This is a genomic window from Vallitalea sediminicola, assembly GCF_054408565.1.
Window position 1 is genome coordinate 131,025 of record NZ_BTPT01000069.1, and the last position, 16,143, is coordinate 147,167.

General features: G+C 28.7%; 12 protein-coding genes. All 12 read right to left on the reverse strand.

The features are described from left to right. Nucleotides 1-5 precede the first annotated feature (5 nt). Nucleotides 6-1,460 carry a hypothetical protein gene (locus ACX6CF_RS22500; RefSeq protein ID WP_458787624.1) on the reverse strand — a complete coding sequence of 485 codons (1,455 nt, stop codon included), beginning with the start codon at nt 1,458-1,460 and terminating at the stop codon, nt 6-8. After that, entirely contained in the window at nt 1,453-2,310 is an 858-nt protein-coding gene (locus ACX6CF_RS22505) for an ABC transporter permease (RefSeq protein ID WP_458787625.1), read from the reverse strand. Before ACX6CF_RS22505 ends, ACX6CF_RS22500 begins: the two co-directional genes overlap by 8 nt. A gap of 35 nt (nt 2,311-2,345) precedes the next feature. Beyond that, on the reverse strand, nt 2,346-3,266 hold the full coding sequence (locus ACX6CF_RS22510) for an ABC transporter ATP-binding protein (protein WP_458787626.1): 921 nt from the start codon (nt 3,264-3,266) through the stop codon (nt 2,346-2,348). Next, nucleotides 3,266-5,614, reverse strand: coding sequence for a hypothetical protein (locus ACX6CF_RS22515; protein WP_458787627.1), 2,349 nt, complete (start codon nt 5,612-5,614; stop codon nt 3,266-3,268). Before ACX6CF_RS22515 ends, ACX6CF_RS22510 begins: the two co-directional genes overlap by 1 nt. Nucleotides 5,615-5,626: 12 nt before the next feature. Beyond that, nucleotides 5,627-8,392 carry a VWA domain-containing protein gene (locus ACX6CF_RS22520; RefSeq protein ID WP_458787628.1) on the reverse strand — a complete coding sequence of 922 codons (2,766 nt, stop codon included), beginning with the start codon at nt 8,390-8,392 and terminating at the stop codon, nt 5,627-5,629. Between the two features lie 11 nt (nt 8,393-8,403). Continuing rightward, the gene (locus ACX6CF_RS22525) at nt 8,404-10,209 is read right to left on the reverse strand and encodes a vWA domain-containing protein (RefSeq protein WP_458787629.1); all 1,806 of its coding nucleotides are present in this window, start codon (nt 10,207-10,209) and stop codon (nt 8,404-8,406) included. Between the two features lie 46 nt (nt 10,210-10,255). After that, complete coding sequence (locus ACX6CF_RS22530; protein WP_458787630.1) at nt 10,256-11,122, reverse strand: DUF58 domain-containing protein; 867 nt, start codon at nt 11,120-11,122, stop codon at nt 10,256-10,258. Between the two features lie 16 nt (nt 11,123-11,138). Then, nucleotides 11,139-12,122: an AAA family ATPase gene (locus tag ACX6CF_RS22535; RefSeq protein WP_458787631.1), complete on the reverse strand. Its 984-nt coding sequence runs from the start codon at nt 12,120-12,122 to the stop codon at nt 11,139-11,141. Nucleotides 12,123-12,421: 299 nt separating this feature from the next. Further along, nucleotides 12,422-13,360: an N-acetylmuramoyl-L-alanine amidase gene (locus tag ACX6CF_RS22540; protein WP_458787632.1), complete on the reverse strand. Its 939-nt coding sequence runs from the start codon at nt 13,358-13,360 to the stop codon at nt 12,422-12,424. Nucleotides 13,361-13,524: 164 nt separating this feature from the next. Beyond that, nucleotides 13,525-14,814, reverse strand: coding sequence for a methionine gamma-lyase family protein (locus tag ACX6CF_RS22545; protein WP_458787633.1), 1,290 nt, complete (start codon nt 14,812-14,814; stop codon nt 13,525-13,527). Nucleotides 14,815-14,828: 14 nt separating this feature from the next. After that, the gene (gene hfq, locus ACX6CF_RS22550) at nt 14,829-15,056 is read right to left on the reverse strand and encodes an RNA chaperone Hfq (RefSeq protein ID WP_113674896.1); all 228 of its coding nucleotides are present in this window, start codon (nt 15,054-15,056) and stop codon (nt 14,829-14,831) included. 139 nt (nt 15,057-15,195) lie between these two features. Beyond that, the gene (miaA, locus tag ACX6CF_RS22555) at nt 15,196-16,140 is read right to left on the reverse strand and encodes a tRNA (adenosine(37)-N6)-dimethylallyltransferase MiaA (RefSeq protein ID WP_458787634.1); all 945 of its coding nucleotides are present in this window, start codon (nt 16,138-16,140) and stop codon (nt 15,196-15,198) included. Nucleotides 16,141-16,143: the final 3 nt, after the last annotated feature.

Consider the following 16,143-nt stretch of genomic DNA (forward strand, 5'->3'; position numbering starts at 1 on the left):
TACGATTAATTAAGTCCTGAAAAATATTCTTTAACCACTTCTTGCATTCCTTTCGGGATATCTGATGTATTCATTGATTCGTAAGCTTTGCTCTCATATTCACCAATCACTCTAGCATATGGTACTTTCTCACCATCAATAGATATTCCTTCTTTGATAATCTGAATTTTGGATTCATCTTTGTTCCCACGTTGACCATTGATGCTCTGATCTTCTGTAGAAGCATTTAATGATTCATTATCTGTTTTAGAATTAGCACTACCTTTACCTCTGCCTTCACCATTTCCCGTTCCATTTGTATTACTATTTCCATTACCTTGTTGATTCCCTTGACCATTTCCTTCGCCATTACCCTGACCATTACCTTGTCCGTTTCCATCACCATTAGATCCCTCATTAGTACTTTGAGAAGAATTTCCTGAACTCGAATCAGTATTATCAGCCTTACTATTAGCCGAAGCATATTGACTAGTTGATAGTGATATACTGGTCATTTCCATTTCACTTGATAAGTTATCAAGTGCATCTTGTAATTGATTAATGTCAAGCCCAACTAACTGGTCTGATATACTAGCCAACATCTCGTTATATTCTTTTTCGCCCATTTTTTTTGCTTCTTCCATCAATTTATCTACTTCTTCTTTAGCTTTATCAAATTCTTTATTATTCAACGCATTACCTAATTTTTTCAATGAATTATTTTTTAGCATTTTTTTAGCTAACTTATTAAAATTCTCTTCCCTTATTTTATTCTTCTTATATTCTATAATCTTTTTATTCGATTCAGCTTGTTTCTTATATTCTTTTTCATCATTGATACTAGATATTTCTTTATCTAATTTAGCTATCTCTTTTTCAAGTTCCTTTTTTGCTTCTTCTGTTAGATAATTATCTTTTTTTATTTCTTTTTTTATTTTTTCTATTTCTTTTTTCTCTTCTTTTTTTACAATGTGCATTTTTTCTTTTTCTTCAATAATATTTCTATGCCTATTAGGTATGGCTATTATCAAAATCAAAATAATGAAAGTTGATACACAAACCATTAGTTTTTTAGTTGGAGGTTTAAAAGAAATCAATCTTTTTAAATTCGCCTTTTTTAGATGTGAATAAGTATCCTCTATCTCAATTTTTGCATAGGGATTATCACTTTCCATTAATTCAAGAGCAGTAATAGTTCTTTCTTTCAACCCTTGTTTGTCAATAATTTTTGCTGTATATGTATTATCAGGTATATGAAATAGTAAATACACAATACCTATTAATACACTGATACTTAATATATAAGCAGATTTAATATATAAAAATGTTATTGGTGTAATATGAGCTGCTATTGCAAGTACAATACATGCAATGATACCACCAGTCATACTTATTAAAATATTTTCTATTAACATTTTTATTATTATTTTTGTTTTAACTTTCTTAATAATACTAATTATACTATCATTAATATCATTCATAGCTAACCTCTTCTATATTTTTTTTCTTCTTCTTCTTGATAGGATTAAGAATATATGCAGAAGCAAAATTCAATGCCACAGATAATACAATAAATAAAGAACAACTAATTATTGCAATATTATCATTTAATACTATTCCATCTAATTGGTTAGAGAGTATGTTTACTCCACCAAATTGCTGTAATAGTACTGCCCAGAATGTTATACCTGGATTAATATAATAAAGGCAAAATGTATTATCTTGAAAATAAGAATAATCTCTAGTTATATACATAAAAATTATAGGAATAATAATAGTTCCGATAGTTAAAAACATCATCACTAAAAATGTAAGCACTATTGAAGTTATAGTTTTTTTGAATAATGTTGAAAAAAATACTCCTATAGAGCCAAAAAAGAATGAGATAATAATATAAAATACCAACATACTCAAAATTGATGATATATTTAGCCCTCCAAACAAAAATACGAAGGAAAAAATAGGTAATGATGTCACTATTAACAATAGTACAACACTTACAGTTGTCATTAATTTCCCCATTATTATAGATATAGGTCTCATATTAGTACTAAGAAGTATATCAAGAGTTTGTTTTTCCCTTTCCAAAGATATTGCACCTGAAGCAATGATTGGTACTATAAAAGATATCATTAATACCTGTATAATTGTAATTGTCATATATATATTCTTATAATTTTCACCTAAATCGTTATTATATACACTATATAAAGTACTACTTAGCATAACTATAACTCCGAAAGCTAAAAATGTGACGTAAGATACTATCATAGCTACACTTTTCCAACTTCTCATCTTTATCTTAGCTTCTTTTAGTATAATCGATTTCATAATTTCATTCCTTCCAATAGATATTATTTATATATTTAAGCTTCCTTAGTTACTTCCAAGAAAATATCTTCAAGGTTTTGCGTCTTCTTATTAAGTGTAATAACTGGCACATCTCTAACAACAAGTAATTTAAGAAGTTTTTTGATCTGTTCATTATCCCCATTTATAGAAACTTCTAATTTATTTCCAGTGGGATTGATGTCTTGAACAAAATCAATCTCTTTTAATACGGTCTCAGCTTTATCAGGAGAATCACTAACTTCAATTTCTAATATTTTATTGTTATATACTTTGCTAGTAACATCTTCTACATTTCCACTAATGACTATTTCTCCTTTATTTATAATACCTATAGAAGTACATATCTCAGATAGTTCAGACAAAATGTGTGAACTTATAATAACTGTTTTTCCCATTCCTATTAACGTGCATAATATTTTTTTAAGATCTGCCCTAGCTCTAGGATCCATTCCTGATGCTGGTTCGTCCAAAACTAATAACTCTGGATTATGAACTAGACATCTTGCCAAGCAAAGTTTTTGTTTCATTCCTCTAGATAAACTATCAACAAAAAAATCTGCTTTATCAGTTAAGCTAACAAGTTCTAGTAGATCACCAATCATTTTTTTTCGTTCATTCCCTTTAATACCATAAATTGAAGAATAGAATTCTAGATACTCTGTAACTTTAAGATTATCATATACGCCGAAAAAATCTGGCATATAACCAATATATTGTTTAGCTCTTCTTATATTCTGTAAAGCATTAATACCATTAACATAAACCTCACCTGAAGTAGGTGTCAATAATCCACATGCTATTTTCATTGTCGTAGTCTTACCTGCACCATTTGGACCGATGAAACCAAATATTTGCCCTTTTTCTACTTTTAAATCAATACCTTTTAAAGCAGTAAATTTTTTATAGTTTTTTCTTAGTTTTCTAATCTCTAACATTATTTTCCAATCCCTTCTATATATATTTCAGGAATGTCAGTTTCTCCATCATCGTATGGTAAAATAATTGCAATCATCAATTGTCCATTATTGTTTATATATTTATCTATGTCATCCTCTTCAATAATGATTATATCATCAAATTCTTGATATGATTCTTTATCATCACCCACTAAATAATATTTAGTATCTGGATATTCATCTTTCAGATTTTTTATTCTTCTAAGTTTTATCTTGGTAATATCAATCGTGTCAGTGGGTACTTTATAATAATAACTGAATTCTTTATCTTGACTGTAGATGATATCACCTTTATTAACTCCATCTGTATAAGGTCTAACTGATCCAAATTCCAAGATAATATTAGAACCTTTAACATATCTTATAGTATCTACAACATTTATAACTGTCTTTTCAAAGTTATTTGTCTTTTTATCATTTACTATAAACCCATTAGTGAAATTATTATTTGTCCATCCTACAAAAATAGCTTCTTCACTATTTATAGTATCGTAAAAATTTATATTGAAATCAATAATTTTATTATCTTGATATTTTTCACTCTTTTCTTTGAAATTAGAAGTATTATCAACGTTATTCATTAAATCCCAATAGTAGTGCCTAAAAGATTCATAATTTCTATTCTCTATATCTTCGATACTTTTAGTTTCATTAATTTCTAGATTGTCAATTAGATATATTTTGCTTTTGAAAAATATTACACAATTCTCTAATGCAAAATCATAATTATTAGTTATAGATCCATTTAAATCAAATCCAGTAGATAATAATTCTAATTGTATTTTATTTTCCCTTGGAATATTTTCAGATGTTTCTAATTCAAAATTATTAGTACTGAAAACATTAGAATTATAATACTCTATTGATGTGTCAAGACCAAACTTCCAGTTAAATGCTATAGGGAAATCTTTATAATCTTTATTATCTTGGTTATATGAATAATAATCATACTCCTTTAATGGAATCATATATAAATTATCATTTGATTTAACACTAAGTTTATTTTTATTTGTATTCAATATAGTCCCGTAACTAATATTGGAATTATTTTTTTCAGAATAATTCATTATGTTAATAACCTGAGTTACTGGTTCTTTAATTCTAGTATTCATACCGCTAATATACATAATAAAAACAAAAATTAAGGATATGGCAGGTATTCCTATCCACATATAATGTCTTTTCTTTCTATGTTTAAGCACTAAATATAAAATAGGTCCAATTAATAAAATATATATAGTAATTATAATTATAATTGACCATAGTGATGGAAATTTCAATCCTGGAATGATGTTCATTAAATTATTTATGCGATTGTGTCTATAATAATTATTAGATAACTTATCTTTTTTATCTTGAAATTCTTGACTAAAGTACAGCTTCATAAATTTATTATTATAAGGAAATGATTTCATTGGTTCCAAACCTAAATCAAATGTGAACAAATCAATTTTGCCTTTACCTTTATTTACATTATAGACTATTCCATTATCGCCACTTGATATTGTGGTTTTTAATTTGTCACTATTAATTTCTATTATGCTTAATGAAGTACTATTAGCATTTTCGTCAGCTTCCTCTGATACATAGTCGTAAAGAAGACCATTATCTATTTCTTTAACTTCATTAATAGAATCAATACCGATAAAATCTTTTAGCAGTGCAAGTGTCTTGGAATAATTAACTCCTGAACCTATTATCAAATGTCCACCGTCATTAACCCATCTTTTAAATGTATTAATTTGATCTTTACTTAATTTCGATAAATCATAATTATTAATGATGATAACATCCAACATCTTGCTAGCAAATACATTGTCCGGGAAATTCTTAGAATTTAGTTCTACCTTTACAAAATCATTTGGTGAACTAATATAACTAAGTTCATCAAAATCATTTGCAAGAACCCCTACCATAATATTATTGTATATTCCTTGCATATAAGGTATTATTAGTTTTTCCTCGTAAATGCCTTTATTATCTTTTTTGAATATTATTTTAATGGTTGTTAATTCTTCACTAATTCTTGGAATCAAGAATTTTATGTCTTTAGAATTATTTTTTTCTATAGTAACCCGTTGAGTTAATTCCCCATCATTTCTATTACTAACATGATAACGTAATACTACATCTCCATCAAAATCTTCTACATTATTTTTTACATGAATAGATACAGGCAAATATTCATTATATTTATAGATATTATCATAACCATAATTCGCATCAATCTCAAACTCTTTATTATTTGCAGCTTGAATACTCATATCAACTTCTACGAACATAAAAATTAAAAATGTACATATTATTAATCTTATTATCCTCTTCATCATCATTCTCCCTTATCGTTTCCTTTTGGTACTACCAAGTAACTCTGAAGTATTTAGCAGATTAGGTTTATCATCTTTATTATTAATAGGTTTACTATTTCTTTTTTTATCTTTTTTTGGATTTTGTTCTTCTAACAATGCCTCTTGATTATTGTTATTGGTTTCAATAACCTGTTTATTGATTGGTTTAGTTTTAATCTTTTTTTCTTTTTTATCTAGTGAACTTATTAGTTTTTTAATAGGTGTAGCTATTTTTCTAATTCGAGACGATATATTGAATCTCCTGAAAGCAATATCAATAATCCACATTATAAGTGCTACTACAAGCAACATATTAGATATCTTATTACTTGTTTTCACCTTATTATCTATGTCACTGAAGACTTCATTAGGCTTATCAATATTTTTTCCTCCTACTTTTTCTACAAAATTACCAAAATTATCATTATCTATTACCTTATATTCTTCTGAATATGGTATAGTAATACCACTTAACCCTGTACCTACAATTTCATCTCCATCTTTTTGAATACCCTTCATCATATAAGAACCTACTTCATCAGGAACAAATGTACCTTTGTAAACTCCCTTCCTAACTGGTTCCAGGTCTACTGTAACTAATTTATTTGAAGGTGATTTAATCTGTATACTTGAATCTAATAAATAGTCTTTAGTAGAAGAATTAAGAGTTATACTAACCTCACCATTTTCATAATTACTATTAATTTCTATTGGTTCATCTGAATAATTTTCAATAGTATAATTAATGATATTCTGCCAAAACACATTATTTTTATCCCAAGTATTATATAAAGCACTCCATTCACCTGATAAATCAGAACACCAAGCTGCTGTTCTACCCAGACCATATTGCCAAACTGATAATATTGGATCATTCACAGGACTAGATAACAATACAGTTGCAGCATCTTTTGGTGATGTACCTATATATCCCTGTAACTTGGGTAACCCTTCATCATATATATCAGCTAAAATATTATGATAAGAATTAATTACTGGTGTAAATGTAGTATTATTAAGATATGTTCTTGTGGCCATAAAAGCTTCTTTAGCAAAAATCCTAGGTATATTTGCTCCATTTTTGGTATAATAATTTCTTCCATTGCCATAATTTGCTAGATATGATAATAACTTAGTATCCGCTCCATCTCCAACCCCTACAGTTGACAATGTAATTTTACTATTGTTCATATTATCAAGCAATAATTTATATCCAGTTTGTTCTGCTTGTCCATCAGTGAGTAATACTATATGTTTGATTTCTGCTTTACTTATACTTAGCTTATCATAGGTTTCTTGCAAAGCTGGTAATATGGATGTACCCCCACCTTCGCTTATATTTAGGATGCTATCATTAATACCATCCCTATCCTCAGCCTTTTGAAGATCGACTATATTATAAGGAACACTGTCAAAAGCTATCACTCCAATTTGATCATTATCTTCCAAAACTTCCACAGTTCGCATAGCAGCTTCTTTAGCAAGTCTTAGCTTCCTACCAGACATACTACCTGATTTATCAATAACTAGCATCATTGCCATATTAGGTTTATCTTTTATACCACTCATATTCATATTGACAGGTAGTACAGTTTCAAGAGGTGTCTTATAGTAACCACCAAGCGCATAAGAATTTTCACCACCAATAGTTACTAATCCTCCTCCGAAATCTTTAACATAATATTCTATGTTATTCAAAAAATCTTCGTCTAAATTATCTCCTGAAACATTACATAAAATAATACTCTTATATCTTAACATATTCTCTAATTTAGTAGGCACCTGTATACTATTGACTTTATCATAGTTTAGCCCTATACTCTTAGTTATTTTCTCTATCTGAGTAACATCTTTTTCCTGATCATAAACTAGAAGTACTTTGGGGCTACTTTTAACAAATGTAAACGCAGAATATGTATTATTAACTGTCAATCTATCATCTTCAGGCTCAATTAATAATTCATAACTAACAAATCCCATCTTCTTTGCTGTATCTTTCAACACATAATTATTGGAACCTTTTCTAAGATTAATAGTATCCGTAATTATTTTTTCACCATCAGCAATAATAGTTATTTTTGCATTAGTATCACTTGTAGAAAACACATCCATATTGATTGAAAATTGTTCTCCGAGATTTACCTTTTGAGGAACATAAAAGTTATCAATATATGCCTCGTTAGTAAATCTTGATTCTAATGTTTTAACTTTAATTTCAATTTCTTGTTCTTTAATTGACTGAATCAATTTTTCCGAATTTCCTTTATTTTCCTTACCATCTGTAATAATAACAATTCTTTTGTTGGTCTCTCTAGGCATCAAAGCCATGCTTTTTAAAATACCCTGTTCAATATCCGTATACGACCTATTGATATCTGTTTCCAATACATCGGCTGTAAAATCATTAGTAATATTAACATCTAGTGAAGCATTCTTCCCAAATATGACAGAACCAACTCTATCATCTTTTTCCTTATCTTTTATAGCATTCTTAATAAAATCTTTAATCTCTTCTTTATTATCTGAGACACTTTCTGATACATCAGATAAAAAAATGGTTGATGTTTCTTTTGATGTATTAACAATAGAAATATCTGCTAAAGATAATATTAAAAATAGCATTACAATACATCTAGTAATTGCGGTTAGATATTTTTTGAAATTATTACTATAGTATTTCTTCGAAATCATCATTATTATGAATACTATTACTGGATATAGTAACAGAATCCATGTTCTTCCAAATTCTACCCTCATAAATCACACCTCTAGCCAATAACATATTTTTTCCATTCATATAACATAATAACTATAGCAAGAATAATAAATAGGCTCATGAAATCAGCTTTTTTATTGCTTCCAGTGACCACCTCTTTTGATACATTATCATCAAGCTCCTCAGAATACTTCATAATAGTTGATTCCGAATTAGTATTATAATTTACTGTAACATAATCTACCTTTTGTTCTTTTTCCTTATTTTCCTGTATTAACTTATAAACGCCTAGTTCCCTAGTATTATCATAGTAAGTAGTAGGAAAATTAATAATAAGTTTATCCGTTTTATCTTCTGGGCTAGCTATAAAAGCTTCTTCAGTAATACTTAAAGGTTCAAAAGTAATACTTTCTCCTGGAAAATAATTTTCATCTATTTGAACAGCATCACCTAATATATCAGCTAAAAAACTATCTATCAGAACAGGAAAACTGATATTAAGGGGAAAATCACTATTGTGTATATCAAAAGAAATGATACCAAATTTTCTACCATTCTTATTACCAGTTGCTATAATACTATCTTCACCCACATTAGCTATGGATTTTATATATTCACTAGGCAATATTTTATTATATGAGGATACAATAAATTTCTCTTTGACTACATGTCTTGTAATATCCTCATCTCTAAATGATACCATGCCACTGACGGTCTGTATCTGGGTATCATATAACTCTTCAATTTTTGGTATATTAACGAACATTAAATTACCCTCATCTGGTAATGAGCTAGGTTTGATGCCATCATATATATAGAGATCATATTTTTCATTGATTACACCAGAATCCTTAGCTTTATATAAATCATATTTGTTGGATGCTAAAATAGCTTTCTCTAAAAAAATATTTTCCTCTGATATCATAAGAATTTTTTTTATTTCATTTTTATTTAATATACTGAATCTTTTATTATCTGCTACAATTAAATCTTTTTCTTTTATTTCTCCATATATAAAATTCCCTTCACATTTAATATCATCAAATAGAATATTCTTGCTTTCATTGGATTCTAATTTTATCTCCCTGCCTTTTAACCATGTATCATTTTCATCATATAAATCCATATGGATTTTAGCAGGTGTTTTGTATCTATTAGTCACTTTTGCAAGGACTTCATATGAATCTTCTGAAAGGAAAGTTGATATATTATCTATACTTACATTAGAGCCTTCAGACTGAACCAAGTAGTTGTGTACATTATTATTATTAGTTGTCTCATCAGATATTATAGAAATCTCATAATTCTCGTAGCTCTTAGCAATAGAAAATATAAAGTCCATGTTATCATTAATTTTCTTCGAACCATAAGTTGATTTTATATTATTGATGGTTTTTTTTATATTATCTTTATCAACTGCATTTGACACATTAATATTGACATCATCTCCAATAGTAATAATACTGACTGGAGTACCATCTAATAGTCCATTTATTCTTTTCTTTGCCATTTCTTTAGCATAATCAAGTCTAGTTTTCCCTTCACCGTACTCTGCATTCATACTAGCACTAGTATCCATAACAATAATTTGCATATTATTGGTTTGCTGTTTTTTGTATAAATACGGGTTAGACAATGCTAATGTAATAAGTATTATCACTATTATTTGTAATATCATTAGTATATTTTTTTTCAACTTTTGCCATGGTGTATTTACTTCGTCTTCCTTTGAAGCTAATTCCCACAAGAAGGTACTGGAAATTTCTTTTTGTTCAAAATTCTGCTTCAATATATACATTAAAATAACTATTGGAATTAGAAGCAACCCCCATAAAGCATAAGGATTACTAAACCTCATATTAATTACACATCCCTCTATGTTTTTGGTATGATTATAATAATTTCTACATCATAACAAAAGTACCTATTAAATCTTCTAGAATAACCTTTTCAATCGAATCTGTTGATTTAATATTAACGTACGATGCACCATATTTACTACAGATATCGTTAATATTATTACTGAATTTTTTCACATTCTCTTTATATTTTTTTATTAATCTTGGAGTCATTACAAGATTCTTTTCTTGTCCAGTTTCACTATCAACCAATTTTAATTTTCCATCAATTCTTGGGTTTGTTTCTTCCTCAGATAATATATGTAATACAAGTATCTGTTGCTTATTGTATGCTAGAAATTTTATAACATCTTCTATATTCTCATCTGTGAACAAATCAGAGAGTATTATACTTATACCGCTTCCATTAAAATTCATTTTTTTCAGACCAGAAAAACTAGTTTCATGGCTGTCAAAACTGATATTTTCTAAATAACTAATGTATTTCATAAAAGAATTTTTACCTTGTCCAAGAAAAATATTGCTTTCATTAGATATAAGTGGATTAATTAATACTTTATCCAAGTTATTAAGGGCTATATATGAAAATGCTGCTGCCAAGCGAAGGGCAGTTACGTTTTTACTGTTAAATGACATTGATCTACTATTATCTATGAAAATCCTGAAAACAGCTTCTTTTTCTTCCATAAACAGTTTTACATACAGTTTCTTAAATCTCCCATAGGCATTCCAATCTATTCTTCTAAAATCATCAGAAGGTGCATATTCACGATAGTCTGAAAACTCTACAGACATACCTTTCGCCTTTGATTTCCTACTTCCAGCTAAACCATATGTTGCAATGCTTTTCACACTTATAGATAATTTTTCTAATTTGTTAATAAAATCTGATGTAAAAATTTGTTCGTTCATAATAATCCTCAGCTTCCTAAGCTTTTATTTCATTGATTAACATTTTTATGAATTCATCATTATTTATTCCATCGCTTATTGCTTCAAAATTCAAGAAAACACGATGTCTAAGGCAAGGAAGAGCAACATATTTAATATCATCGAAGGATACATTATACCTTCCGTCAAGCAAAGCATTAGCTTTAGCTGATTTTAAAATGGCTTGTGCCGCACGAGGACTGGCTCCATATTTCAGATACTTTCTTGCTATTTCAGGTGCATCTGTTAATTCACTATGTGTTGCTACTACTAATTTTAATGCGTATTCTTTAACATATTTAGCTACAGGTATATCATTTATTATCTTTCTCATACTAAGTATATCATTGCTAGAGATTATTTTCTCTGGTTCACTTCCAATACCATCTACTGTTAAATCCATTATTTTGGATAATTCATCAAGGTTAGGAAATTCAACTAACACTTTAAACATAAATCTATCCAATTGAGCTTCCGGCAAAGGATAAGTCCCTTCCATTTCAATTGGGTTTTGCGTAGCTAATACCATAAAGGGTTGTGGTAATTCATAAGTATTATTACCAACTGTCACTGTCATCTCTTGCATCGCCTCTAACATAGCTGATTGAGTCTTCGGTGTTGCCCTGTTGATTTCATCAGCTAATAATAGATTAGCAAATATTGGTCCTTTTTGGTACTCAAAATGACCTTTTCCATGATTATCTTCAACATACATATTGGTACCCACAACATCAGCTGGCATCAAATCTGGTGTAAATTGAATTCTTGAAAATGATAAATCCATAACCTTAGCTAAAGTTTTAACAAGTTGAGTTTTACCAAGCCCTGGTACACCCTCAAGCAAAATATTACCACCAGTCAAAACCCCTAGAAGTACCTGTCTAATAATTTTTTCTTGTCCAATAATTCCTTTAGCTATCTCTTTTTCAGCATTATGTACCTTAAGTTTGCAGTCTTTTATAGTATTTTCATTAATTTCCATTTTTTACCTTCTTTCTTACCTGTCATATAAAAATTTAGTTCATTACAGTATCGCCAACAAATACATACTTTAATATATGTAGTTTAATTTCATCACAAATCAACTTAAATTCTACACGAATTATATTAAGATTTTGCATAAATATCATTAAAATATGATTAACATTTTGTTACTAAAAAACAAGGACAACTTTTACCCTATATGAGAATAACATGAAATACTCTCTTTTCTAGTATAGTTCGCCTTGTTCTTTATGTATATAAAATAGTAATATTCACTTTTACAAATTATGTATAACTTTACATTGAATATATTTCTGTTAAGTAACCCATAAGCCCCTCTGCTATGGACATTGCTAGATTTTCTAAAAAATCTTCATCTAATAATCTTTTAGCATCTTCTTTATTAGTAGCATATCCCATTTCAAATAAAATTGAAGGCATAGTAGGTTTTCTGGTAACATAATATGAATTAATTCTTGTTTCTTTAGCTATTTTAATCTTTTCAATTCCTGTTTTACTAATAAAATTATCACTTATTCCTTTAGCTAGTTTTTCTACTTCTTCATTATATTTTTCATCTTTATCGCAATAGAATAAGTCATATCCATTAATAGAATTAGATTCTTCATATGCATTCACATGTAATGATATGAATACGTCTGCTTCACTTTCCACAGCTTTATTTACTCTTTCAGTCAATGATATTTTATAGAGCTTCTCTTCTTGTTTTTCATCATAATTCTCAGTTCTAGACATTATTACTTTATAGTCATTAGCCTCAAGAATCTCAACCACTCTATTAGCTATTTTAAGAACAACTTCACTTTCCGTTAGTTTAAAACCAAATTCTTCAGGGGCTGCTGTCCCTGAATCCGAAAATCCATGTCCAGGATCAATAAATATAGTACCCTTTCCATTATATATTGATTTTTTATCAGTATTAGGTTTCTTATCGCCAGTTTCAGTTACTTCTGCAATTGGTTTAGATACCGGCTTAGTTTTTTTGTGAAATATTGAAAAAATAATAATTGGAATACTAATAATAAGTATTATCACAATTCCAGCAATTATCCTCATTCTCTTCTTCTTACGATTTTCTTGGTATACTTTTAGCCAATGGCGAACAGCATTAGTACTGACTCCTAATTTATTAGCTACTTCTTCTACTGTTATTCTTCTATCTATAATTAATTTTACATAATTAATTTTAACCTTATTTTCTATTTTTCTTGCCATAGCATTCATCCTATTTAATTATTTTTCGAAAATGTGTCAAACGAAACGTCCCAATGTCATGTTTTGTATTTTAAAAAACTCTTCAATTTATTCAATATGTAATAAGATTACTCTAGAGTAATCTAGAATATATAAAAAATTGAAAAGTCATTAGCGTTCTTATATCATTTTAATACAATACTTTTACTGTCAATCATTTTTTGAAATGCTGTCATGATACCGAATTTTGCATGGTGCCATGATAAACCTCCTTGAAAAAACACTGTATAAGGTGGTTTTATAGGCGCATCTGCACTTAACTCTATTGATGAACCTTGTACAAATGCTCCAGCTGCCATTATTACTTTAGCATCATATCCAGGCATATCCCATGGTTCAGGCGTCACAAAACTATCTACTGGAGATGCTGCTTGAATTCCTTGGCAAAAAGCAATAATAGCTTCTGGGGTACCTAGATTGATAGCTTGTATGATATCATGTCTCGTTTCAGTTGAATCAGGTATTACTTCGTAACCTAATCCCTCAAAAACATTAGCTGCGAATATAGCTCCTTTTAAAGCCCCTGCTACTATTTGTGGTGACATAAATAATCCTTGAAAAAATTGTTGATTAAGTCCAAGAGTCGCTCCTATTTCTTTTCCAAGTCCTGGCGCTGTCAATCTAACAGCACAATTTTCAATATAAACTTCTTTACCAACAATATACCCACCAATGGGTGCAAGTCCGCCTCCTGGATTCTTGATTAACGAACCAACAATCATGTCTGCGTCTAAATCTGTTGGTTCAATTTTTTCAACAAATTCTCCATAGCAATTGTCAACCATGCAGATAAGATCACTTCTTATACTTTTAACAAAAGAAACAATCTCACCAATCCTACTAACTGATAATGTTGGTCTAGTATCGTAACCTTTAGATCTTTGTATGCTTATTAGTTTAGTTCTATCGTTAATAGCATTTTTGATACCTTCATAATCAATACTTCCATCTTCTAACATATCTACTTGGCTATAAGTAATACCATACTCTTTTAGACAACCTTTTGTTTCTCTTATACCAATTACTTCTTCTAGAGTATCATATGGTTTGCCAACAGGAGATAATATTTCATCACCAGGTCTTAAATTAGCAGATAATGCTACAGTAAGAGCGTGAGTACCGGATATTAATTGCGGACGCACTAAAGCAGCTTCTGCATTAAATACAGAAGCATATACACTTTCTAATGTATCTCTCCCAAGATCATTATAACCATATCCAGTTGTTGCAGCAAAATGAATATCACTCACTCTGTTTTCTCTCATTGCAGAAAGTACTTTCAATTGATTATATTCAGCAGTTTCATCAACATCATTGAATCTATCTATTAACTTTTTCTCAATTTCGTTACAATAGTTATAAACTTCATTTGAGATATTTTGCTTTTGATACATCTTTTGTAAAAAATCAGTCATTTATTTATACCTCTTTATTCTTCAACAGTTAAGGATACTTCTCTTGAAGGAATAACAGTCGATATTGCATGTTTATATATCATTTGTTGTTTACCTTCAGTTTCAAGAATTACTATAAAGTTATCAAATCCTTTTACTAACCCTTTTAGTTGAAATCCATTTGTTAAATATACTACTACTGTTGTTTTGTCTTTTCTTACTTGATTTAGAAATAAATCTTGTAAATTAATTGGTTTACTCATTTAACTCGCCCCCATTAGTATCGTATTTTTAAATTATATATTGTATTAAATTTATTACCTTGTATTAATAAGAATAATCAATTTATATAATTTAACATCTTTAGTATATGGTAATTATTTCATCTCACTTACTATTGTATTATATAATTCCTAATTCTTCAATATCTTTTAACATTTTATTTGAAATTAATTCTAGATTCAAATTATAATCATCTACATTTAACCATCTTACATTTTTTTCTCTTTTAAACCACGTAATTTGTCGTTTTGCAAAATGTCTAGTATCACGTTTTAAGATATAGATAGCTCTATCTAGGTCATATTCACCATCAAGGTATCCATATATTTCTTTATAGCCTAGCCCTTTCATTGATACTAGCTCTTTCGAGTATCCCATTTCTTTTAGTTTCTGTACTTCCTCTACTAATCCTTGTTCTATCATTATATCTACTCTTCTATCGATTCTTTTATATAATAGCTCTCTCTCCATGTTAAGAACATAGAAAGCAAGATTATAAGTCGATTCTTTCTGAGCTTCTATCTCATTATGGAAAGATATCGGTTTCCCAGTTTCTCTATAATATTCTAGAGCACGAATAACTCTTTTTAGGTTATTAGGATGAATTTTATTATAAGATGCAAGATCAATATCTTTTAACTTATCATGAACATATTCATTACCTAATAGAGCTGCTGCTTCTTGAAGTTCCTTCCTATATGATTCATCTTTACAAGTATTATCAAAATCAATATCATATATAATAGATTGTATATAAAAACCTGTACCACCGACCATAATCGGTATTTTCTTATCATCTATAATTTCATTGATACTTTTCTTAGCTGATTTCTGAAAAATATTTATATTAAATTCCTCATCTGGTTTTAGCATATCTACTAAATGATGATTAATACCCTGTTTTTCTTCCTCTGTAACTTTAGCTGTCCCTATATCCATATATTTATAGATTTGCATAGAATCGGCAGAGATTATTTCGCCACCTATATTCTTTGCTAGCTTAACTGATAAACTAGTCTTACCAACTGCTGTAGGGCCAGCTATAACAATTAAAGGTTTTCTCAATAT

Excerpts from the sequence above, each read along its gene's own strand:
- ACX6CF_RS22530 (WP_458787630.1), bottom strand. The coding sequence starts at position 11,122 with ATGAACGAACAAATTTTTACATCAGATTTTATTAACAAATTAGAAAAA.
- ACX6CF_RS22535 (WP_458787631.1), bottom strand. The coding sequence starts at position 12,122 with ATGGAAATTAATGAAAATACTATAAAAGACTGCAAACTTAAGGTACAT.
- ACX6CF_RS22545 (WP_458787633.1), bottom strand. The coding sequence starts at position 14,814 with ATGACTGATTTTTTACAAAAGATGTATCAAAAGCAAAATATCTCAAAT.
- ACX6CF_RS22500 (WP_458787624.1), bottom strand. The coding sequence starts at position 1,460 with ATGAATGATATTAATGATAGTATAATTAGTATTATTAAGAAAGTTAAA.
- ACX6CF_RS22525 (WP_458787629.1), bottom strand. The coding sequence starts at position 10,209 with ATGAGGTTTAGTAATCCTTATGCTTTATGGGGGTTGCTTCTAATTCCA.
- ACX6CF_RS22520 (WP_458787628.1), bottom strand. The coding sequence starts at position 8,392 with ATGAGGGTAGAATTTGGAAGAACATGGATTCTGTTACTATATCCAGTA.
- ACX6CF_RS22540 (WP_458787632.1), bottom strand. The coding sequence starts at position 13,360 with ATGGCAAGAAAAATAGAAAATAAGGTTAAAATTAATTATGTAAAATTA.
- ACX6CF_RS22505 (WP_458787625.1), bottom strand. The coding sequence starts at position 2,310 with ATGAAATCGATTATACTAAAAGAAGCTAAGATAAAGATGAGAAGTTGG.
- hfq (WP_113674896.1), bottom strand. The coding sequence starts at position 15,056 with ATGAGTAAACCAATTAATTTACAAGATTTATTTCTAAATCAAGTAAGA.
- ACX6CF_RS22515 (WP_458787627.1), bottom strand. The coding sequence starts at position 5,614 with ATGAAGAGGATAATAAGATTAATAATATGTACATTTTTAATTTTTATG.
- ACX6CF_RS22510 (WP_458787626.1), bottom strand. The coding sequence starts at position 3,266 with ATGTTAGAGATTAGAAAACTAAGAAAAAACTATAAAAAATTTACTGCT.